Source organism: Pseudotabrizicola sp. (assembly GCF_030656345.1).
GTDB lineage: Bacteria > Pseudomonadota > Alphaproteobacteria > Rhodobacterales > Rhodobacteraceae > Pseudotabrizicola.
The window spans coordinates 33,375-56,460 of sequence record NZ_JAUSNR010000056.1; the positions used below are offsets into that span (position 1 = coordinate 33,375).

General features: G+C 60.5%; 18 protein-coding genes. 4 read left to right on the forward strand and 14 right to left on the reverse strand.

Annotated elements, in window-relative coordinates; genetic code table 11:
• Positions 1–216: 216 nt before the first annotated feature.
• Positions 217–1,653 (forward strand): site-specific integrase, encoded by a 1,437-nt coding sequence (locus Q7J44_RS22725; protein ID WP_304883358.1) that lies wholly within the window; start codon positions 217–219, stop codon positions 1,651–1,653.
• A 105-nt stretch (positions 1,654–1,758) separates the two neighbouring features.
• Here the strand turns inward: Q7J44_RS22725 and Q7J44_RS22730 are convergent, their stop codons facing one another.
• Positions 1,759–2,184 (reverse strand): VOC family protein, encoded by a 426-nt coding sequence (locus Q7J44_RS22730; RefSeq protein WP_304883359.1) that lies wholly within the window; start codon positions 2,182–2,184, stop codon positions 1,759–1,761.
• A gap of 402 nt (positions 2,185–2,586) precedes the next feature.
• Between Q7J44_RS22730 and Q7J44_RS22735 the strand changes: the two genes are divergently transcribed.
• A complete protein-coding gene (locus Q7J44_RS22735; RefSeq protein ID WP_304883360.1) occupies positions 2,587–3,093 on the forward strand; it encodes a hypothetical protein in 507 nt (168 codons plus the stop codon).
• 177 nt (positions 3,094–3,270) lie between these two features.
• Here the strand turns inward: Q7J44_RS22735 and Q7J44_RS22740 are convergent, their stop codons facing one another.
• The 3 genes from Q7J44_RS22740 to Q7J44_RS22750 form a co-directional block, all read right to left on the reverse strand.
• Complete coding sequence (locus Q7J44_RS22740; RefSeq protein ID WP_304883361.1) at positions 3,271–4,341, reverse strand: tyrosine-type recombinase/integrase; 1,071 nt, start codon at positions 4,339–4,341, stop codon at positions 3,271–3,273.
• Entirely contained in the window at positions 4,338–5,849 is a 1,512-nt protein-coding gene (locus tag Q7J44_RS22745) for a hypothetical protein (RefSeq protein WP_304883362.1), read from the reverse strand. The genes Q7J44_RS22740 and Q7J44_RS22745 overlap by 4 nt, the downstream gene beginning before the upstream one ends.
• 992 nt (positions 5,850–6,841) lie before the next feature.
• A complete protein-coding gene (locus Q7J44_RS22750) occupies positions 6,842–7,459 on the reverse strand; it encodes a recombinase family protein (RefSeq protein WP_304883363.1) in 618 nt (205 codons plus the stop codon).
• A gap of 708 nt (positions 7,460–8,167) precedes the next feature.
• On the opposite strand from Q7J44_RS22750, the gene Q7J44_RS22755 reads away from it, so the two are divergent.
• Positions 8,168–9,451, forward strand: coding sequence for an ATP-binding protein (locus Q7J44_RS22755; RefSeq protein WP_304883364.1), 1,284 nt, complete (start codon positions 8,168–8,170; stop codon positions 9,449–9,451).
• 78 nt (positions 9,452–9,529) lie between these two features.
• Here Q7J44_RS22755 and Q7J44_RS22760 read toward each other — a convergent pair whose 3' ends face one another.
• From Q7J44_RS22760 to Q7J44_RS22805, 10 genes are all read right to left on the reverse strand, one after another.
• Entirely contained in the window at positions 9,530–10,399 is an 870-nt protein-coding gene (locus Q7J44_RS22760) for a hypothetical protein (RefSeq protein ID WP_304883365.1), read from the reverse strand.
• A 370-nt stretch (positions 10,400–10,769) separates the two neighbouring features.
• Positions 10,770–12,842 (reverse strand): exonuclease domain-containing protein, encoded by a 2,073-nt coding sequence (locus Q7J44_RS22765; RefSeq protein WP_304883366.1) that lies wholly within the window; start codon positions 12,840–12,842, stop codon positions 10,770–10,772.
• Between the two features lie 2 nt (positions 12,843–12,844).
• Positions 12,845–13,237, reverse strand: coding sequence for a response regulator transcription factor (locus Q7J44_RS22770; RefSeq protein WP_304883367.1), 393 nt, complete (start codon positions 13,235–13,237; stop codon positions 12,845–12,847).
• 13 nt (positions 13,238–13,250) lie between these two features.
• On the reverse strand, positions 13,251–13,772 hold the full coding sequence (locus tag Q7J44_RS22775; RefSeq protein ID WP_304883368.1) for a hypothetical protein: 522 nt from the start codon (positions 13,770–13,772) through the stop codon (positions 13,251–13,253).
• Between the two features lie 3 nt (positions 13,773–13,775).
• Complete coding sequence (locus tag Q7J44_RS22780; protein WP_304883369.1) at positions 13,776–15,599, reverse strand: DUF294 nucleotidyltransferase-like domain-containing protein; 1,824 nt, start codon at positions 15,597–15,599, stop codon at positions 13,776–13,778.
• Between the two features lie 58 nt (positions 15,600–15,657).
• Entirely contained in the window at positions 15,658–17,475 is a 1,818-nt protein-coding gene (locus tag Q7J44_RS22785) for a sodium:solute symporter family protein (protein ID WP_304883370.1), read from the reverse strand.
• Positions 17,476–17,488: 13 nt separating this feature from the next.
• Entirely contained in the window at positions 17,489–17,746 is a 258-nt protein-coding gene (locus Q7J44_RS22790) for a DUF4212 domain-containing protein (protein ID WP_304883371.1), read from the reverse strand.
• Positions 17,747–17,809: 63 nt separating this feature from the next.
• Complete coding sequence (locus Q7J44_RS22795) at positions 17,810–18,481, reverse strand: adenylate kinase (RefSeq protein WP_304883372.1); 672 nt, start codon at positions 18,479–18,481, stop codon at positions 17,810–17,812.
• Positions 18,482–18,496: 15 nt separating this feature from the next.
• On the reverse strand, positions 18,497–20,461 hold the full coding sequence (acs, locus tag Q7J44_RS22800; protein WP_304883373.1) for an acetate--CoA ligase: 1,965 nt from the start codon (positions 20,459–20,461) through the stop codon (positions 18,497–18,499).
• Between the two features lie 363 nt (positions 20,462–20,824).
• On the reverse strand, positions 20,825–22,492 hold the full coding sequence (locus Q7J44_RS22805; RefSeq protein WP_304883374.1) for a SulP family inorganic anion transporter: 1,668 nt from the start codon (positions 22,490–22,492) through the stop codon (positions 20,825–20,827).
• A 74-nt stretch (positions 22,493–22,566) separates the two neighbouring features.
• On the opposite strand from Q7J44_RS22805, the gene Q7J44_RS22810 reads away from it, so the two are divergent.
• Positions 22,567–23,052, forward strand: a complete 486-nt coding sequence (locus Q7J44_RS22810; protein ID WP_304883375.1) for a HugZ family protein — start codon at positions 22,567–22,569, stop codon at positions 23,050–23,052.
• Positions 23,053–23,086 lie beyond the last annotated feature (34 nt).

The window sequence follows — 23,086 nt, forward strand, 5'->3', positions numbered from 1 at the left end:
AACGGGTGACACACGATGCTAGTACATGCTTACCTGACACGCTCCCGGCACAGCATTTTCTACTTTCGCTGGCCGCTTCGCTCGGCTGCTGCTAACGAAGGGCGACGGTGTATCCGGATCTCGTTGCAGACGCGATGCCCGAGGGAGGCCACGACGCTTGCCCGTGAACTCGCTGCCTTCGGCACATCGCTAGAGCGGACGGGAGAACTCAACACCATGCGGCACGATGAACTTCGCAAGGTGGTGCATGCGGCCTTCAAGGCCCGGCTTGCCAAGATGCTGGACGGCGTTGGTGCGGACGGCCCGATGTCGGAACTGGCACTCGCCCCCCTCCAAACATCCCTGAGGCTCGCAGAGGGCACGCCAGAGGATTTCCGGGCCATAGCCCTAGCCGAAAACCCGACCCCCTTCCTGAGCCATTTCTGCGCCTCCAGCGGCCTCCCCCAATCCGAGGCAGAAGAACGGCCCGAACGCCTGCTGCGAGAAATTCAGATGGCTTGGCGCGACATGCTCAGGGAGTTCGAGAAGCATCACGCCGCGCTCAACCACTACGACTTCAACAGCACCCATGTCCCTGCGCCGATCATAGAACCTGCACCAGTATCAGCGGCACTTGAGGGCATCAGCTTGGCAGACGCGATAGCGGAGTACATCGCAGAGAACCGCCGCGCAAAGAGTTGGGAGTTCGGCACATTCGGAAAGAAGCAGGCTGCGCTTGACGCACTGACAGAGTTGCTTGGCGCTGACACCAAGATAGGGACCATCACCAAGCAACACGCAAGAGACGTGAAGCAGGTTGTGTCCAAGCTACCGCCGAACAGGAACAAGCAACAGGCAACCCGCCACTTGACCATAAGGGATGCCGCAGCACTTCCCGACATCGCGCCAATGTCCACAGTCACAGTGAACAGCTATATCAGCATCTATCAGAGTTTCTTCGATTGGGCCGACAAGAACGGACACACTGCGGCGAACCCCTTTGAGGGCATGCGGGTTTTGGGCAGCCGGAAGGATAGCAGGGAACAGCGCCAAGCGTTCAAACCCGATGCACTGCAAGCTGTATACACTGAACTCACGCAGAACACCCGTGGACTTGTCAAGAAGCAGAGCCACAGATGGGCCACCATGATAGGCATGTTCAGCGGCGCAAGACTTAACGAGATATGCCAGATGGAAGCGGCAGACCTGCAACAGCAAGACGGCATATGGTTCTTCAACCTGTTCGACAGCGAAGACGACGCGGGCAACAAGAAGTTCAAGACTGCCGCTGCCCGCCGCAAGGTTCCCGTGCACAACCGCTTAATTGAACTCGGCTTGCTCGACTATCACAGAGACATATGCAGCCGGACGACTAGCCGCATGTTCCCGGATTACACGTTCGAGGCAAAAGCAGGTTATGGCCGCTCACTAGGTCGATGGTTCAATGACGTTCTGACACCTGCACTGGGCATCAAATCCAAAGCGCATGTGTTCCACGGCCTGCGGCACACAATGGTGACGCGACTTATACAAGCTGGAGTGGCCGACGCGGTGTGCCAGTCTATCGTCGGACATGAACGCAAGGGAGTAACACAGGGCACATATAATCGGGAAGGCTATACGCTATCGCAACTACAACAGGCCATCAACAAGTATCCCGCCCCGACTTCTTAAGGCAGGACTGGTATTCGGCGCATGACACAAGAACCAACTGACGGCGAAGAGCCCAAAACGGTCGCTGGCCTTCGGTCGATTGGCCAGCGACTCCTTTTGGTCAGATCAACCCTCCGGGGGAAGCATGTCCGGGTTCCAGACGATCTCCCATAGATGGCCGTCAGGGTCGCAGAAATAGCCTGCGTAACCACCGTAGAAGGTATCCTGTGCGGGCTTTACGATCGTCGCACCTGCCCGCAGCACAGCTTCCAGACCTTGATCGACCTCTTCCCGCAGCGCCACATTGTGCCCGATCGTGAGGGCGGTCGGGCTGATTGGCTGCACTGGTAGTCCGGTGTCATGGGCAATGTCCGCCTGCGCCCACAGGGCAAGTTTCAGCCCGCCAGACAGATCAAAAAACGCGACTGCGCCATGCTCGAACTCCTGCCCGACAATGCCTTTCGTCGGCAGCCCGAGCCCGTCACGGTAGAACATCAGCGATCGCTCAAGATCGGCGACGCCAAGTGTGATAACAGATATTCTAGGTTGCATGTCATGCCCTTTCTATCGGCACCTGCACCGTGCAGACGCTTTGATAGTCTTGGGCCGTTGCCTTGCAACGGAAGGACCCGCAGAGCGGGGGCCGGGCCAACCTTCCCGAGCCTAACCTGTTTCAGACAAGCAAAACATAGCGAGTTTGGCTAGACCGGTCAACGGCAGCAGGCCACTTCGTCCGCATAGCTGCCACAGTTGGCCCAGTGCAGCGCCAAAGACGCACCAAGCGGTCAGGTCGACGCATTGAGCCCATTGCGGTCATTGCTTAGTGCTGCCATCGCTCATCTACCACGATACAGCAGCTTTCTCCTCTGGCGACCAAAGGTCTTGATGATAAGTTTAGCATTCGTTTCCGGGGTATTGGCGCTACTCCTTGCGCCTGGCCCCACCAACACCCTGATGGGACTGGCCGGTGCTCACGGAGGGCTTTCCCGAGTTGTCCGGCTTATCCCAGCAGAACTGGCGGGATATGCCACCGCGATCCTGCCGCTATCATTTCTCGGAGCGGCGCTTCTTCAGGCAATTCCGGGCTTTGGACTGGTCCTCAAAGGTGCAGCCGCGATCTGGATCGCTGTTCTTGCCATAAAGCTATGGAGGTCGTTATCCACGGGCGGGAAGGGTAAGGAGATCAGCGCTCGACGGGTCTTCATCACAACATGCCTGAACCCAAAGGCACTTGTCTTCAGCCTTGTCTTGCTTCCTTCCCCCCAAACCGAAGGCTTTGTGCCACATCTTGCTTTGTTTGCTGTGATGGTGATCGGTGTCGCACTGGTATGGGGCGGCCTCGGCTTGATGACACAGGTATCGGCTGCTGGGACCAAAAGGCTGATGATCCTTCAACGCGTAGCGTCGGCATGGCTGATGTTTGTGTCAGTCTCACTCATGCTCAACATCAGTCTGGGCTGAACGGCAGCTTTGTCCGCATAGCTGACCGTCGCGACCGCATCGCTTGGGGCGCGGGAAGACCAGTACAAAACGCTGTCATTGCGTGTTCCTGCAAAGTCCGCCCGCTACGCTATTCCGGTTCTCAGGTGCGCAGCGGGCGGTCGTTAAAATGTCAAGCCTCCCAGTTCTGACCATCGACTAAGGCAAAATAGAAATAGCCCTATCTGCCAGTTCACTCCGCACGCTCATTCCCAAACGTATGTGCGGGGTAGTGGTATCAACAAAGCCCAACACTGAGGCAATTTCCTGTTCTTTCATGCCCGCCTCGCCCAAGCGACGTTCACAAGCCTTGCGCAGCCCGTGGCTGCTGCACTGCGGTAGCCCCGCTTCATTGCACCACTTCCGCATGTAGTTCCCGAGGGTGCCCGGAGTGAGTTCGGTCCCCTTGGCGGTTTGTATGAAGAACTTGAACTCAGGCGGGACGAGTGCCAGACAGGCGGCAAGGGCACTGTGGATCGGGATATTGACCTCGACGCCAGCGCAGGTCTTTGTAGCATTCTTGCTGTAGCAGATGCGTCCGTCGCAAAGGTTTGCCCGCCCCATGCTGGCGGCATCCTTACGCGCAGCCCCAGTGTAAAGCATGATGGTCATGCACGTATGTGGAACGGTGCCCGGATGGTGAACGGCGTAAAATGCGCTGATCTCCTTCTCCGTCCATGTGTGAAAGCCCTCGTCGGGCGTGGCGTACTTTTTTACGTCCCGTGCCACGTAGTGCCCGATCAGCCCTTTCTCTAGTGCCACATCCAAGATGAACCGCAGAATACGCAGGACATTGTTCGCGGCGTTCGGCATCCCTGCCTTTGCAGCCATCATGTCCCTGATTTGCTTAGGCTGCATGGCTTGCACCAAGTAATCCCCGTAGCTGCCCCTCAGTCTTTCAGCTTGGCATCGGTAGCCTTTTCGGGTGCCCTTGCCCAGTGCCTCGAAGTGCGCGGACTTATACCATTCATCAATGAGCCGAGACAAAGTGCCCTGCTGGAAGCGCGACGGAACGCGGGCGGCAATGTCGCTTGGATGTAGAGGCGCGGAGTTCGTTGCGACAGCGTATCTCCGGATGAACTCCGCGCTGCCGTATTCCGTGCCGAGGCTGGTCGTCCTCCCGCCCTTGCGGTGTCTCCAGCGTAGCTTGTTGTGCCGGTCGTGGTAGGAGGTCACGTTGTTGAACGCAGTGGCGTTTGCGAAGTTCTCAGGCCGACTAATTGCGTTCATGCTGCAACCCTCTCTGATGTCGAAGTCTTAGGCGATGTCGGGAATGCCTTGCGATCCATGGAGCACACCTCCCCTGTGGCAAGCCAGTTGATCAGCAAGTTCCGCATGCGGGCCGACGGGATATAGACCACTGCCTTCCGTCGCGGTCTGATGTCACTCGGGACGCTGTTCATGCCCCCGGACCGAATACATGACCGGAAAAGCCATTGTACGAGTTCAGACAAGGCGTAGGCATCCGAGAACTCGCGCTCAGCTTTCGAGCCTTTGGGCATCCCTAGGAACAGGGTCACGTTGGGGTTAGGGTGTTGATCGTAAAGATAGATTGCCGTCCCACAGAGAATGTAGTCGTTGACGCCTCTGGTGGTATTGGCCACGAACTTCACGCCGGTTGTGCTCCAGCCATCGGCAAAGCCTGCCTCGTCGTATTCACGAACTGCGTTTCCGAAAAGCCGACTATCCTTTGCGAGTGGCCCCGCCATGGGCTGCTGCGTGTTCGCACTTCCGCACCACAGGTCTCGCGCACAGGTCAGCATCACCGTGCCTTTGTGGGTGGCTGCGAGTTCCTTGCCAGCCCAATGCTTGAGCGCCATGCCCACCCGGCGGGCTGCAACTTTTCCACCGGACTTGCTGAAAGTCGCTAACTGCTTGCTATACGACCAGTTGTAGCTTTCGAGAGCCGGGATGCTATTGATCAACAACGCACGGGATACGTCCTGTCGCCATGCTGCTTCGTCAACCGGAGCAAGCCGGTCAACTTCCAGCGTGAACGCGTCAGACGTATCTGATAGCTGTTGTTGTAGCCTCTGCATGAATTTCAAAAGGACAGTTCCGCCCGACAGATAGGTATAGATGGTAACAGACTTCGGCCTGAGCATGAGTTCCGTGGGTATGGTGAGCACAAACAGCTTGCCTTGGACCGTGTAGAGCGCACCGGATTTTGCTTGCTCGTACAGCGACCTGTCGAACGTCTGCCCACCATCCCGGTATCTGGTATCCCAGAGACCTGTAGGTGAAATCTTCCCATCCGGGCAAACCTCCACCAACCCGAGTTCGACGTAATCCTTTTGGAAGTCGTTCGGTGTGACAGTGTTGACGGTATTGAAAGGGTCGATGGCCTCATCAATGATGACGTGGAAGTCATCAAGCAGGAAGTGCTCGGTATGCGATACCTTTAGATTGTGAGCGTCACTCAACAAACCCACAATATCAAGCGTCTCGCCGGTCTTGGTGGTGGCAAGTGTGCCCAGCCGAAAGAAAAGCGCATGCGTGCACGCCACTGACTTCCCGGCTTTAATCAGGTCAGTTACATGGTCTGTCTTGGAGCCTTGGGTGTCCACCGGAGCATACATGATGTGCTTGCTTTCCGAGGCAGCGCGTTTCACCGCCCGGTCCACTTCTGACAGGAACGGCAATACGGTGATGTACTTTTCACCTGCCTTGTAGCTGGAGAATATTTCTGTGCTCTTGCCCCAGCCGCATGGCCGGTCCTTGATGGTGATATGTGTCATGGGTGATGTTCCTAAGATACGTGATCGACGTGATGATGTGCTGATGTGCACTGTTCGCATGAGTGGATAACCGGGATATTCTGGCTGCCGCGCATGCCGGGATAGTGGCTTGGAGCGCCACCGGGAAAACCAGCCTACGGCCCGAGGTAAAAACATATGAACCTCTTACGGCGGAGGCCATTTTTATCATTGAAAAACAATACCTTGCAGCCCCCCGTGGACACCGCACCTGTCCAAGGGTCTCATTGGCAAGGTTTTGACGACCACCAGAAGCAGCCCAATGAGGGCATTTTCCCGTAGCCGCCAGAGGTGTCAGCTAGACAATATGGCAGTCCAATTGCGGACAAATCCAACACCACATGAATGTGTGTCGGCGGGGTACTGTATGACTTGTGGGCAAGGAGCGGGGCGACCACCCTGAGGGCAAATGTATGCATTTCATCTAGGGACGCGGGGATAAGCACAAAGGGAGATACAGCCTGCTATGCCGTTCGCCCTGATGGCCCCCGCGATGTGCCGGATTAGTTGTCTTAGGACGCAGGGTCAGGCTTAGATGATGCCAGGTCAACCCGTGACGCCGCCTCCATACCGGTTAAGGCTTGATCCATGCCCGATGCAAAGCCAGCTCGAAGCAACCGCAAAAGGGATCGGCCTCCCCCGAAGAAGCCCAGATGAAAAGGAATAGATATGCCAACAGACGCGCGGGGCTTGCCCTAGCCTCACAATCCACCGAGACCCCGTATCCGGCCCGTCAGCCACCCGCTGGCACGATCTGGCTACGCGTGCCGCCTAGCTGATCAGAGATGCCGTGAGGATCACCCCATAGGCGCGGTTATGGATGCACCCAGTTGCCCGCCAGCGTCACTCGGTAGTGAGAACTATGTGACACCGATGCACGACCTATGCCGAGTTGACGGGCGATCTCAGTTGCCCCCCCCACCTGCCGTTATACCGATAGCAAGGGGAGGCCCAGAAAACGAAGGGGTCCGGCATCATGACAGTGCCACCCGCTTCGCCAGCCTCGCCAGCGTAGATCGGGAACAGCCTGTCGCGGCGATGATGCTGCTCCAGCTTTGTCCGCCCTGTAGCATCCCGACGATTGCGGCGTTACGCTTCACATCTTCGGGCCGTCCCCGATAGACGCCGTCGGCCTTGGCCTTGACGATACCCTGCGCCTGTCGCCTGCGCCTATCCACGTAGTCTTTTCGGGCAATCGCGGCCAGCATGTCCAGCATCATGCCGTTAATCGCGTCCAGCATCCGGGCCGTGAACTCATCGGCCCCCGGCTGCATCAACTGGTGTGAAGTCGGCAGGTCAAGCGCGACTACGCGGACCCGCTTCGCTGCGATCTGCGCCTTGAGGCGTTCCCGGTCGGCCCCGTTGAGGCGGCTCAGGCGGTCAACCTGTTCCACTAGCAGAACGTCACCGGGCAGGCAGTCGGCGAGTAGGCGGAACAGTTCGGGCCGTTCCAGCTTGGCCCCACTTTCGTTCTCTGTGTATCGGGCTGCGATCATCAGGCCCCGGTCAGAGGCAAAGCCGTCAAGATCAACAGCGGCGCGGCTGGCATCCTGATCGGCGGTGGAGGCGCGGAGGTAGGCTCGGATGAACATGGCGGAAACCCATCGGTTCGTTTTGAATGGTTCGCTTATGATCGGTTCGATATGGGTTGTCAATCCGCATTTATCAGACCGGCCCTAAGCCGGTCCTCTTGAGGCATACTCAAATGGCACCGCAACAGTCCTGCCGATGTCGCTGGCGCTTGGCTGATGGTCTGCATGTCCGCGCTGCGCCATGTCCGCCCTTGCAGATGCCCCCAGCACGTCAAGGCTTGATGCCCGCCACCGCTACCGCAGTAGTCATAGTCGCGCATGCTTTAGCCCTCGCGACAGGCATACCCGGCCAACGCTACAGGGAAGACCCGGCACGGGGGCGGGGGCAACGCGGGTGGACATAGATACCCCCGCACAAAAATGTGTCGGAAAATTCCAGTCAGTCGTGCAGCACACTGAGAACGCACTCGTCCTGCTTATCCAACGACACTTGCTTCAATGAGGCCACATCAGGGCCAAGGATGATGTCCTCGGCCATGGTTGAGACATCCCGCTTGGGCAAGCCCTGTGAGACAGGGGACGTGTGTTGTGCTGTGGCATAAGGTGCTAGCTTGCGTGCTTCGTGGCGTGCCTTGAGAGATGGGGGGTACAGGGGGGCGATGCTGTTGCAGGTTGCCATAGATACCCCCGCGAAAAAATGTGCCACTTTCTCTTGCCGTCGGCGTTGCACTTCGCTCTAGTCAGAACAAATGTGAAAAGGTGTGAAGAATGACGAAGCTGTACAGTGACAGGCCGGTACTGACTTACAGCGAGGATGAGTTCGGAGGATTATTAGCAAGAGTGTTGTCACCTTCGCGGCCATTGCAGTCGGAGGAATTTCTGCGCGGGAGGCACCAGCAACTCGCGGACATCAAGCAGGCCCTATATCAACCGGGACGCCACGTGCTAATCCATGGCCTCAGGGGCGTAGGCAAATCGTCGTTGGCCCAGACTGCGGCATTTACCCTCGCGCGAGAGCAAGACCCTATATTGGTGGGCTGTGATAGGCACAGCACCTTTCAGAGCATAGTTCGGGAGATCTTCGATGAAGTTGAAAAGCGCGACCCGCGAGTTCGTCAGAAATCAACTGAGATAGGGGCATCGCTGGCCCGCTTCGGCATTACAGTCGGTGCCAAAGTGCAAACTGCACAGGGAGCAGTAGAACACCCGGCCTCGACGAATGACGCAGTTAGACTAATCCAGTTTCTATGCGACGAATTCACCGCTAACCCAGTCATCGTTATCGACGAGTTCGATCAGATCACTAGTGCCTCTGAGCAAGAGCATTTCGCGAACTTCATAAAGTCAGTATCCGACAAGCACGTGGGTGCTAAGTTCATCTTTTGCGGCATCGGAGAAAGTGTCGACGCAATAATGTCCGCACACGGCAGCGCAGACCGATACTTCCACACTGAAGGTTTGGGCCAGCTTCCATGGGAAGCACGTGAGGAGATTATTAACGAGGCGGCAGAGGCAGTCGGGGTGGTGGTCGACAGGGACACTAGCTTGCGAGTTGCTCGTATCTCAGACGGCTTTCCTCATTATGTACACTTTCTTTCAGAAAAGTTGTTCTGGCGAGTGTTTAGCGATCACGGAGATGGGGTAGCAACCCCTCTGCACTTTTCAGACGCGATGCTCTCTGCGTCTCAAGCAATGCAAATGCGATTGAGATCACCCTACGAGTTGGCAACAAGAAAATATAACAACGACTACGAGACGGTGTTGTGGGCAGCAGCAGATGGCCATGAACTATCACGTAGGAGTACCGATATCTTCGGCAGCTATGAAAGGATAATGGACCAGATCGAAAGCCCGCCGCTCGACCGGAAAAAGTTCAATCAAAGGCTAAACGGCCTAAAGAAATCTAGCCATGCGAGCATCCTAACTGGGTCTCGCGCTGGATGGTACGAGTTCACAGAGAAGATGATCAGAGGCTACGTGCGCCTAAGGGCTGAGACTTCTGGTGTCCGACTAGAGATCGACCACCCTAATGCGCCAAAACGGCATGTATGAACACGCCGCATACTAGACGTACCATTGCCTCCAATATGCTACACAACTACTGCGAGGTCCACGCTAAGCAAGTCTCGATCACCGGCCACACGTCGCTTTCGTCACCTCGACAACTCCTATTTCGCTGCCGTCCCTCCGCAGGTAGATGTGTTTGATGACAGCGCCTGCATCGATCACAGATGAAAAACCCTCGTAAGTGCAATTGCGTTGCATCAATCCTATGCGCATTTCTGCGCTCAGAAAGCTGGGCGGTGGGTCGACTTCATAGATGTACCGCATTTCAGTGCCCAAAGCCTCCATGCGTGCAAGCGTCGTTGTCTCGTCGACCACCATAGGGGTTTGGACCTCTGCAGCCATTGTGGCAAGGTTCCGGTCAAGCATCACCTCGCTAAACACGCCCGCTGTCGCGGCCTCCTCGACCCGGCGTATCCCATCTTCCTGCGCATAGGCCGAAAGCCCACTGCCTGCACCGAACATGACAAGACCGGACAGAACGCCTATGCCACCCGTTAGCAACGGGATGGTTGGCGCACGGTTAGTTGATGCTTCGTTCTTCGATGGTGTCAGGAGGAGCCAAAGGTTGGCAATTGGGATGAAGGCTAGTGCAGCCATCCGGCCATGCCCGTAGGCATCACGAGACCTTGCGGCTGCTATCTTGGCGAAGAAAAAACCTGCAATAAGGGAGGTCAGCATTTCCACCACTACAAGGGTCCAAAAAAAGCCCCCTACGATCGCTTGTACGATGGCACCCATATTTGCCAACGATACCGCAGACACACACAAAAAGACCAAGCCAGAGAGAGCGAAGTATGGAGATCGCCTAATCTCGGCTAGCGAGCGATTGGTCACGCCACCGACGATACCACCTAGAATAACGAGCCCATAACCGACCGCGCGCATTTCACCATCGGACAACTGTGAGTAACTCAGCGCCAAGCCTTCGAGCATAATACCCCCGCATCTTCTGTGCAGCGTCTCAGAAGTCCGCACTTTAAGCAAGATTGCAATCACAACTCCAAACCTCGCGAGCTGCACTAACCCGCGCACTACCACCATGCTCCAGAGCAGTCACTAGTCACGATAGGTGCACTGCATCTTGGCCTCGGTTCCAAAATTCTTGCAACTTACGCCAAGATGCCGCTAAGTGTGACACAAGGGTGTGACACACACCTTAACCCCGCACTTGATTATCTTTGCGTATCAATGGCTTGAAAATGTGGTGGAGTGCCCGCGTGGCTCCACCAAATTAACAAACAGCCGCCTTCGGGCGGCTTTTTGTTTGGCCGCAGTTTTGTTCGGCCATGGCTTCATTCGCCCGTCAGTTCAGATCTTTGAGCAACCGTCCATGTCGGCGCACTTCCGACAGGACCGCGCCGAAGGTGGTGAAGCCCCGGCCCTGTAGCATTGGCAGCAGCTTCAGGAACGCCTCGGCGGTGGCCATGGTGTCGCCGATGGCGGTGTGCCGGTCCTCTTCGGGGATGGTGATGCCCAGACGGTGCGACAAGGCGTCAAGGCTGTGTACCTCGTGCTGGCCGAAGACCACCGCCGACAAAAGCACGGTGTCGAACACCGGGTTGTCGAACGTCAACCCGGTCACTGGCTCCAGTCGGCGCAGGAATTCCATGTCGAACGGGGCGTTATGGGCCACCAGCACCGCCCCTTCGGCGAATTTGTGGAACCGGGGGACGATCTCTTCGACAAAGGGCGCGTCCTGCACCATGGCGTCGGTGATGCCATGCACATCGGTCGAGGTCAGCGGAATGGCGCGGCGCGGGTTGACCAGCGTGTTGAACACCTCGCCCTCGACCCGGCGGCCATTGACGATCCGCACGGCGGCGATCTGCACGATCTCATCGCCCTGCCCGGGCAAAAGCCCGGTGGTTTCGGTATCAAACACCACATAGGTCAGGTCCAGCAGCCGCGCATCCTGCACCCCGGCGCTGCGGGCCTTGGACAACAGGTCAAAGTCATAGACCACGGGCCGGGCAATCGGGGCGGGGCGGCGCACCACGCGGCGGGCCTGCGGGATCGGCAGGCACAGGCTGTGCGCGCCCTGCCCGATAGCCTCGGGCCAGATCTCCGTGCCGTGGGAGGCCAGCACCGACCGGCGCGGTACCGCGGTGATGCCCGGCTCCAGCGGCGCGTCCAGCCAGCGTTCCAGCTGCGCTACCGGCAGCGCCGCCCCGTGCCACACCAGCCGGATCAGCGCGCCGGTGCCCTCTTCCTCGACCTGGAGGCGGAAGGCGCGGGCGACGTCTTCGCGCGCCATCGCTTCGGTCAGGCCCGCCAGCAGCGCGATCACCTCAAACCCGTTGCAGCGCAGCAGCAGCGCGTCGGCTTGCGTCTCGGCGGTCAGGCCCTCCCCCTCCATCCGGGCGCGCAGACCGTCGAGCAGGTCAGACGCGCGGGTCATGGTGAGCGACCAGCCTTCGCGGCCCTCATCATGGCGCCGGCTCAGGTCGGTGACCGCCGTGGTCAGGGCCGCAACCTCTTCGCGCAGGGCGGTGTCCAGCTTGCCGGGGGCCGCGGCCCCTTCGGGGATGGCGGCCATCAGGGTGGTCAGGTTGGCCGCAGGGCGGCGCACGCGGTCGAACACCTCGGCCAGCAACGCCTCCCGCCGGGTATAGGCGGCATGATCGGCGGTCACGTCGCGCAGCGTCAGCACATAGCCGGGCACTGTTCCGTTGTCGGCCGCCATCAGGCGCATCCGGGCCGACAGCACGCGGCTGCCGGTCAGGGTGGCGCACAACAGGTCTGAGGCGGCATCGCTGTCGCCGGTGGCGATCAGGCGCGCGTGGGCCAGCAGGATCGGCCCTTCGCGCAGATATTCGAACAACCGGCGGTCCAGCCCCGGGGCGGCCATGCCAGCCCCCATCAGATCCACCGCCTGCCCGTTGTAAAACGCCAGCGTATGATCGCCCGAACACAGGATCACCCCGGCATCAACGTCCGACAACAGCGTTTCCAGCCGGGTTTTCTCACCCATCAGCCGGGTGGTTTCCCGCGCCACCGCCTCGGCCAGGGCATTGCGCGTTTCAGACAGCGACGCCGCTGCCGCCGTGGCCGCAGGGGCAAGATCGCCAAGATAGGCGGCAAGCCCGCCATCGATGCCGCCGTTCACATCGGAGTGCGCGCGCGCGCGCAATGACCCGGCCAGCACATCAATGGGCCGCGCCACATTGATATCGAACAGATACCAGACCCAGGCCACCGCGCCCAGAATGACAAAACCGGCCACAACGCCGCCCTGCACAAAGGCATCCAGCGTCTCGGGTGCGCCAAGCCGCCGGTAGCCCAGCCAGAGCCCGGCCATGACGGCACCAAGTGCCGCTGCCGCCAGCCCCGCAAACAGCAAAAAGATCCGCAGGCGCAGGGACAGCTTTTGCAGCACGCTCACCCCTCCGCAACCAGAAGGCGGCGCACTTCGTCGCGCAACTCCTTCAGTTCAAAGGGTTTCGAGATAAATCCGTCGGCCCCCAGCGCCAGACCCTTGCGCCGTTCAATCGCCGATCCGCGCGCGGTCATCATCAGGATCTTCACATCGGCCAGCGAAGGGTCTTGCCGGACGCCCTGACAGATTTCATACCCCGACACCTCTGGCAGCATCACATCCAGCAGCACCAGATCGGGGTGCGTGTCACGGATGCGGGCCAGAGCATCGGCCCCGTTGGCGATGCGGTCATGGTCATAGCCTTCGCGCGTCATCAGATAATCCAGCGCGATGGCAATATTATCCTCATCCTCGACCACGAGGACGCGGTGCCGTCTCCCCCCTTCGGCCGTCATCACCCTCTCCCCCTCAGGCTGCCTTGCAGGCCGCCGCTTGAAATCCGTCGCCTTCGGCTGCGCTGACCCACTCAGCGCCTTGCAGAACGCCGTCATCTGATATTCCGACGCCTTCGGTCACCAGAACCTGCCGGCGCTGCGCGCAGTCGACCACCATCAGCGCATCGGTCACGGACCGCCAGCGGCCAAAGTTGAACAGCTTGGCCATGCGCAGATTTGCGTTGTTGGGGTGCTGGACAATGGCGCGCGTGTCCATCGCGACAAAGCGCGTGGTGATCGGCGCGATCAGCGTCCAGGGCCGCAGCGCCATCACCTCTTCGGCATGCCAGACCACCTGCACGCCCTCTGGCAGTTCAGCACTGACACGGTTGAACCAGTCATATTCCAGCCAGATCGTGGTGCCGATCAGGCCAACCGCCGCGGCCACCGTCACCGACCATTTCGGCAAGCGGTATCCGGTCAGTCTGCGCAAAAGATGCACCACGCCGCCAAAGGCGACAGCAGCGACAAGTGCGGCGAAAAATTCAAGGGCCATTCATCAACTCCGGGCACCGCGGGTTTGTCCCACGGCTGATTGCATGGTGCGCACCACGACAAAGGCGTCACGCAGGTGGCTTCGTTCGAAATCGGACATATCCGACGGGGCAAGGAAGTTGTCGGGCTTGCGCCCTGACCGCACCAGCCGCGCCTGATTTTCCAGCCGGGTCTGTGCGATCAGATCATAAGCCTCCATCAGGTCGCGCGCGCCCGACACGCTGATCACCCCCGCGCCTTCGGCGGCGTCCAGCCGGGCGCGGGTGTTCACCGGCTCCAGCTGGCCGATCAGCGCATAGATGCGGCCAAGGTCCACCACCGGCACCACCCCGTTCAGCTTCATGTCGATGTGGTTCTTGTGCTCGCCCGACCGCACGGTGGCAAAGCCGCGCAGCAGGCCAAGGGGTGGCGTATGTTTCAGGCTGTTGCTGATCATATGCGCCACAAAGATCGAGTTGCGCGCCGCCATTTCCAGCGTTTCATGCTGCAGGTCCTTGAACAGGCTGGCCTGCCCGCCAATCGGGCGCAGGTCGAACATCACGCTCGACAGCATCTGTGCCATAGGGTCCGGCGTCTGCACCCATTTGCGGAAATAGCTGTGCCAGACCCGCATAGGCTGGCACCATTGCGGATTGGTGGCCATCATGTCGCCGGGGCAATAGACGTAACCGCAGGCGTTCAACCCGTCGGACACGATCTTTGCGAGGGCGTGGAAATAGGCCATGTCGTCATCGGTGGCCGCATCGTCGATCATCAGGCAGTTGTCCTGATCCGACACGCCGGTCTGTTCCTGCCGCCCCTGACTTCCGCAGGCCAGCCACAGGTAGGGCACCGGCGCCGGGCCAAGCTCTGCCTCGGCCATGGCCAGCAGGCGGCGCGTCACGGTATCGGCGATGTCGGTGATCAGGCGGGTCACCACCTCATGCGTGTTGTTTCCGCCGACCAGCTGCACCAGCAGGCGCGGGATGCGGGCGGTCACGGCGGCCATTTCGGCCACGGTTTCCGCCGTCGCCGCATCTCGCACCAGCTGCGCCGAGCTGACAGCCTGAAACCGGGTCAGGTCGGTCTGGGTGATCATGCCGACCAGCGTGCCGCCCTCGACCACCGGCAGATGGCCGATCCGGCGTTCCAGCATGATGTGCAGGATATCCGACCCCAGCGAGTCGGGCCGCAAGGAAACCGGGTCGGCCGTCATCACCTCGGCCACCGGGGTGGCCGGGTCCAGCCCGTCGGCCAGCACCCGGTTCGTCATGTCGCGCGTGGTGATGATGCCCAGAAAGTGCCCGCCCTGCACCACGCCCAGCGACGATACCTTGGCATCGCGCATCTTTTGCGCCGCCATCCGTACGCTGTCCTGCGGCCCGATGATCACCGGCTTGCGCGCCATCAGGTCGCCGACCTTTTGCGTGGTCAGATCGCCGCCGCGCAGGTCATGCCCGCGCCCACGGCTGAAAAAGCGCTCAAAGGCCGGGAAAGTTGCGATCAGCCAGCGGAACTCGGCCACCGGCAGCAGCAGCAGCACCGAATCTTCGGTCACCCGCGCCGTCGTGACCGCCAGCCCGTCCCGCGCCAGCCCACGTTCGCCAAAGCTGTTGCGCGGCCCCAGCAGCGACACAACCTGCCCCGATGGTTCCTGCACCTCGACCGAGCCGCGCTTGATCAGGTACAGCCCGCGCAGCGGTGTACCGGCGTGATAGACTTCTTCACCGGCGCTGTATTCTCTGCGGCTGAAGGAGGTGGCGACACGCGCCAGCTCGTCCTGCGGCAGGGTATCGTAAGGGTGGACCGATTGCAGAAATCCGATGATCGTTTCCAGCGGGTGGTCCATGACATGCGCCCCTTGGTAAGGCACGCGCCCCCGGATGATCCAGGGGCGCGTGTTTGGTTCAGTGGCCGGTCGCGGCCCCCGCACCTTTCGGCACGCGGATCGACTCGATCAGGTCAACCACATGCTGTGGCGGAGCTTTGGTTGCCATCGACACCACATAGGCGACGCCGAAGTTGACCACGGCACCGACAGTCCCGATCGACAGCGGCGATATGCCGAAGAAGTGCTGATCAGGGGTGTTGGCATACAGGTTCGTACCCGGGATGAAGAACCAGCCGAGGTAGAGGAAGATGTAGACAGCCGTGAACACCAGACCTGCCAGCATACCGGCAATCGCGCCTTCCTTGTTGATGCGCTTCGAGAAGATGCCCATCATCAGAACCGGGAAGATCGTCGCAGCCGCCAGACCGAAGGCCAGAGCCACCACCTGCGCGGCAAAGCCGGGCGGGTTGAGGCCAAGGTAGGTCGCCACCACAATCGCACCGCCCATCGAGATCCGGGCCGCCAGAAGCTCACCCTTTTCCGAGATGTTCGGGTTGATCGAGCCTTTGATCAGGTCGTGCGACACGGCGGAAGAGATCGCCAGCAGCAGACCCGCAGCGGTAGACAGAGCCGCAGCCAGACCACCGGCAGCAACCAGAGCAATCACCCAACCCGGCAGCGCCGCGATTTCAGGGTTTGCCAGCACCATCATGTCGTTGTCGACTTTGGTGAGCTCGTTCCCGGCCCAGCCACGCTCTGCCGCGATGGCAGCAACAGCGGCGTTGCCTTCGTTGTAGTACTGGATCAGGCCGTCGCCGTTCTTGTCTTCGAAATCAAGCAGCCCGGTGTTTCTCCAGGTGTTGACCCAGGCCAGTGACGGATCGTTGTTGATGGCGTCAAGGCTGATTGCATCACCGGCAAAGGCTTCGCCCTGAACGGCGTTGGGCCAGAAGGTGGTGGTCAGGTTCAGACGCGCCATGGCACCGACAGCCGGGGCCACGGTATAGAGCAACGCAATGAACACCAGCGCCCAACCGGCCGAGGAACGCGCATCGGCGACCTTTGGCACGGTGAAGAAGCGGATGATCACATGCGGCAGACCGGCGGTACCGATCATCAGCGACATGGTGAACAGGATCATGTTGAACATGTTCGGCGAGTCGGCGGTGTACTGGGTAAAGCCCAGTTCGGTCACCACAGCATCAAGTTTCGCCAGCATCGCAACATCGCCACCGCTCGGCGCATAGGACCCGATCAGCCCCAGCTGCGGCAGGAAAGATCCGGTAAGGTTAAGCGAGATGAAGATCGCCGGAATGGTATAGGCGATGATCAGCACGACATATTGCGCCACCTGCGTATAGGTGATGCCCTTCATGCCGCCGAACACGGCATAGACGAAAACAATCGCCGCGCCGATGTACAGTCCGGTGTCGGTCGAGACTTCCAGAAAGCGGGCAAAGGTAACGCCCACACCGCGCATCTGGCCGATCACATATGTCACCGAGATCACGATCAAGCAGATCACGCCGACAAGACGTGCGCCACCGGAATAGAAACGGTCGCCGATGAATTCCGGCACGGTGAACTTGCCGAACTTGCGCAGATACGGGGCCAGCAGCAGCGCCAGAAGCACATAGCCGCCGGTCCAGCCCATGAGGAAGGCCGACTGGGTATAGCCGCCGGCCGGGGCCAACGCGATGATGCCGGCCATCGAGATGAACGAGGCCGCCGACATCCAGTCAGCGCCCGTCGCCATGCCGTTCAAAACCGGGTTCACACCCTGTCCGGCAGCATAAAACTCTGCGGTGGTGCCCGCACGGGCCCAGACCGCAATCCCGATGTAGATGGCAAAAGTAAAGCCAACCACAAGCAGGTTGAGGGTAAATTGATCCATCTGTCCCCGCCCCTTATTCTTCGACGCCGAATTCTTTGTCGAGCTTGTTCATCCGCCACGCGTAGGCGAAGATCAGCACGAGAAAGACATAGATCGACCCGTTTTGTGCAAACCAGAAGCCAAGGTCAGCGCCCCCGACCATGATGCCCGACAATGCCGGGCGCAGGATGATGCCAAGGCCGAACGAGCAGAAAAACCAGATGGCAAGCGATATCAGAATCACCCGCACGTTGGCTGCCCAGTAGGCACTTGACGAAGTTCTGTCCGCCATGAGTGTTACTCCCTGTTTTTTACGTCTCCACACCCGCACCCCCTTGGGGATGCAGGCCCCCCTTCACTGCGCTGATACACCCGCCACGATGCCGCCCAGCGTCTGACGGATTGCCGCGATGTCACCCATCGCGTCGATCCGTTGCAGAACGCCTTTGGCATCGTAATAGGTGATCAGCGGTGCCGTCTGTGCGTGGTAGGCTTTCAGCCTTTCCCGCACGGTTCCGGCATTGTCGTCGGCCCGGCGCTTGAAACCCGTGCCGCCGCATTTGTCGCAAACGCCCGCTTGCGCGGGCTGTTTGAAATCGTCGTGATAGCCTTCGCCACAGCTGCCGCAGGTATAGCGGCCCGCAACCCGGCCCACCATCGCCTCGTCATCGACCTCAAGACTGATGGCGGCATTCACACGCTGACCAGATGCCGCAAGCAGCGCGTCCAGCGCCGCTGCCTGCGCATCGGTGCGCGGAAAACCGTCAAGGATGATGCCGCGTGCCACATCCGGCTGGTTCATCCGGTCTTTCAGGATGGCCAGCACGATATCATCACTGACCAGACCACCGGCTTCCATCACCGCCTTTGCCTGCTGGCCCGCCGCACTGCCCGAGGCAACGGCGGACCGCAACAGATCGCCGGTCGACAGCTGGATCAGACCGAAGTCTTCTTCCAGCATCCGTGCTTGGGTGCCCTTGCCCGCGCCCGGAGGCCCGAGCAGGATCAGAACCGTGGGGGTTGTCATGTCGCGCATCCCCCGTCAGCCCCGGTTCATCCGGTTTTCGATCAGCTCATCCACCACCGAAGGATCGGCAAGGGTCGAGGTATCGCCAAGCGCCGCGAAATCATTCTCGGCAATCTTGCGCAGGATACGGCGCATGATCTTGCCCGAGCGGGTTTTCGGAAGGCCCGGCGCCCATTGGATCAGGTCGGGCTTGGCAATCGGGCCAATCTCGGTGCGGACCCAGACTTCCAGCTCTTTGCGCAGGCCATCGGTCGGCTCCACCCCGTTCATCAGCGTGACATAGGCATAGATGCCCTGCCCCTTGATATCATGCGGGTAGCCGACCACCGCAGCCTCGGCCACCGCCTCATGCGCGACCAGCGCCGATTCCACTTCTGCCGTGCCCATCCGGTGGCCCGAGACGTTGATCACGTCATCCACCCGGCCGGTGATCCAGTAATCGCCATCCTCGTCCCGGCGGCAGCCGTCTCCGGTGAAGTAATAGCCCGGATATTGGCTGAAATACGCCTCTTCAAAGCGCTCGTGATCGCCCCACAGGGTGCGCATCATGCCCGGCCAGCTGTCGGTGATGCACAGCACCCCCACGGCGGCGGTTTCCGACTGCAACTCGGCATTGGCCGGGTCCAGAATGATCGGCTTGATGCCAAAGAAAGGCTTGGTCGCGGCACCCGGCTTTTGTGCAATGGCCCCCGGCAGCGGTGTGATCAGGTGGCCGCCGGTCTCGGTCTGCCAGAAGGTATCGACAATCGGGCAGTTCCCCTTGCCGACATGGGTGTTGTACCAGTTCCACGCCTCGGGGTTGATCGGCTCGCCGACGGTGCCCAGCAGCTTGAGCGAGGACAGGTCATGCTTTTCCACCCACTCCGCGCCCATGCCCATCAGGCTGCGGATCGCGGTGGGGGCGGTATAGAACTGGTTGACCTTGTGCTTGGCGCAGACCTCCCAGAACCGTCCGGCATCGGGGAAGGTCGGCACGCCTTCAAACATGATCGTCGTCGCGCCATTCGCCAGCGGGCCATAGATGATATAGCTGTGCCCGGTCACCCAGCCCACATCGGCGGTGCACCAGAACACATCGCCATCGTGGTAATCGAAGGTGTATTGATGCGTCATCGCCGCATAGACCAGATAGCCGCCCGAGGTATGCACCACCCCCTTGGGCCGCCCGGTCGAGCCGGAGGTATACAGGATGAACAGCGGGTCTTCGGCCCCAACCTCGACATAGGCGCAATAGGGTTTGGCGGCGGCCATTTCAGCCTTCAGGTCAATATCGCGCCCTGCGACCCATGTGGTCTGGTCGCCGGTGTGCTTGACCACCATGCACTTTACCCGGTCCGAACAATCGAACAGCGCCTTGTCGGTGTTGGATTTCAGCGCCGTCTTCTTGCCGCCGCGCGGGGCGAAATCGGCGGTGATCACCACCTTGGCCTCGGAATCGTTGATCCGGTTGGCCAGAGCGTCGGGCGAGAACCCGGCAAACACCACCGAATGAATGGCCCCGATCCGCGCGCAGGCCAGCATGGCATAGGCCGCTTCCGGGATCATCGGCAGATACAGCACCACCCGGTCGCCCTTGCCCACACCATGGGCTTTAAGCACATTCGCCATCCGCGAGGTATTTTCCAGCAATTCGCGATAGGTGATGTGCAGCGACGGCGTCGCCGGATTGTCCGGTTCCCAGATAATCGCGGTCTGGTCGGCCCGGGTCAGCATGTGACGGTCGATGCAATTTGCGCTGACGTTCAGCGTGCCATCCTCAAACCATTTGATCGAGACCTTGCCGAGATCGAACGTGCTGTCCTTGACCTTGGTGAAGGGTTTCACCCAGTCAAGGCGCTGCGCCTGATCGGCCCAGAAGGCATTCGGATCGGCGACCGATGCGTCGTACATCCGCGCGTAACCATCCGCATCAATATGCGCATTTGCGATGAAATCAGCGGATGCGTGATAGACGCCCGGTGCTGAACCCTGATCTGACATTTGGTTTATCCTCCAACGCGGGCAGGCCAATGCCCGCTTCTTGCACTTTGAGGGCGATCTTGCCGCTTCAAAGATTGCCTCCAACCCACCGGCAGTTTAGCGCGGGGTTAATTTTAATGTAACCCCTTTTATTAAATGGATTATTTTGTAAATAAATTTTCTGTAACGCTGTCAAGACTGCAAACTTCCGAAAAGTGGCGAAAATTTGACAAGGCTTTTCAAACGCATGGCAGTTCACAGTTCAGTGATAACGCCACCGCCGGTGACGTTGGGGAAACATCCCAGCCGCCATGCCCCGCCGGGGCCTCGGGCAGGCGGGGTCAAACGGCAAAGCCGGCCGCGAATCATGCTTGCGCTAACGTGTTAACGCGCAGCCTCTGCCGCATCCACGTCATCCAGACCGGACAGGAAGCGCACCAAAGGCTCACGCGCGCCCTGTGCAAGCAGGGTGCGGCGCACCTCGGGCCGGGCACCGATCAGGTACAGCTGCCCGCCCTTGCGCGCCACCTTATGCGCCAGCAGCTCGAATGACCGCGCCCCGCTGGAATCGATGAACGGCACATCGCTGAAATCGACCACAAAGGCACGCGGGTAATCGGCGATCCGGTCCAGCACCACCCCAAGCCGGGCCGCGGCCCCAAAGAAATACGGCCCGCGCAGCCGGTACACCACCCGGTCACGCGTCATCCCACCCTGCTCTGGCCCGTCCGGCGCAAAGGCAGGCTCGACCCCCGCCGCATCCGACATCCGCTGAATGAACACCAGTCCGCCAAGCGCAAAGCCGACGACGATGCCTTCGGTCAGGTCACGGAACACCACCAGCAGGAAGGTGACGATCACCACCATCGCATCGCCCTTGGTCGATTTCACCAGCGCCCAGAACTCTTCCTTCTCAAACATGTTCCAGGCCACCACGGCCAGCAGGCCCGCCAACGCCGCCAGCGGGATGAACGCGGCCAGCGGTGCAGCCACCAGCATGAAGCCCAGCACAAACAGCGCATGCAGCATGCCGGAAACCGGCCCCCGGCTGCCTGCACGCACGTTGGTGGCGGTGCGCGCAATGGTGCCGGTCACACAGAACCCGCCAAACAGTGCCGCCCCCACATTCGCCACCCCCTGCGCCACCAGCTCGGCATTGCTGCGGTGGCGGCCCCCGCTCATCCCGTCGGCCACCACGGCCGACAACAGCGATTCAATCGCCCCCAGCAGGGTAAAGCTGACCGCATAGGGCAAGGCCGCCATCACCGCATCAACGCTAAGCCCCGGCAGCGCAGGTGACGGCGGCAAGCGCGGCAATGCGCCAAAGCGCGACCCGATGGTTTCCACCGGCAGGCCCGTCACCGCAACCACCGTCGCCGCCGTCACAATCGCAATCAGCAGGTTCGGCCAACCCGGCCGCACCCGCTTTACCCCCAGAATCAGCGCAATCGTCGCCAGTGCCACCACAAAGGCCATCGGGGTTACGGTCCCACGCGCGCCCCACAACGCGCCGACCTTATGCACAATCTCAGCCGGTTCCTGCCCGGCAAGGCTCAGCCCGAACAGATCCTTCATCTGGCTGGCGAAGATGATCACCGCAATCCCGGCGGTAAACCCGACTGTCACCGGGTAGGGAATGAACTTGATGTAGGTGCCAAGCCGCAAAACTCCGGCCAGCACCAGAAACAGACCCGACAGGAAGGTGGCCAGAATAAGCCCCTCCACCCCGATCTGCATCACACAGGCCGACACCAGCACAATGAACGCCCCCGCGGGTCCGCCGATCTGAAACCGGCTGCCGCCAAGGGCAGACACCAGAAACCCGCCGATGATGGTGGTGTAAAGCCCACGCTCCGGCCCCACCCCGCTGGCAATCGCAATCGCCATCGACAGTGGCAAAGCCACAATCGCCACGGTCAGCCCCGCCAGCACATCGGCGCGGAAATCCCGGCCCGAATAGCCTTCGCGCAGCACCGTCACCAGTTTTGGCATGAACTCGGCACGGCGTTGCAGTGCCCGGTCGGTCGCAGTCTCTGTCGCCTTGTCGGTCATTTTTCGGTCCGGTCCCTTGCTTGCCGCATGCAAGCGCCTCACAACCCACCCTGTCAATTGCATTGGAGCAGACAATGGCCACAAGACCCGATCCCGTTTTGCCGGCAGACGACGCAGGCCGCGCGCTGTCGCGCGACCTGCTGGCCGCAGCCCATGCCGCGCTGTCGTATCTGGAGGCGGAGAATGCATCACCCGGAATCAGCCGCATCGCCTTCGGGCTGTGCCCCGATGGCGTGCCGATGACGCTGATCTCGGCACTGGCCCCGCACAGCGCCGGATTGCGCGCCCACCCCGCCTGTGCGCTGCTGTTGGGCGAGCCGGGCGCCAAGGGCGACCCGCTGACCCACCCGCGCCTGATGCTGCAGGCGCGGGCAGAATTCGTCGCCCCCAATGCGCCCGACCGCCCCGGCTTGCGGGCGCATTGGCTGGCGCGGCACCCGAAATCAAAGCTTTACATCGACTTCGCCGATTTTGCCTTTGTCCGCCTTCACCCGGTCTCTGCCCTGCTGAACGGCGGCTTCGGGCGGGCGTTCCGTCTTACGCCCGCCGATCTGGTGTGAACCGGGGCGGCCCGGCAGGCCGCGCCCCGACCCT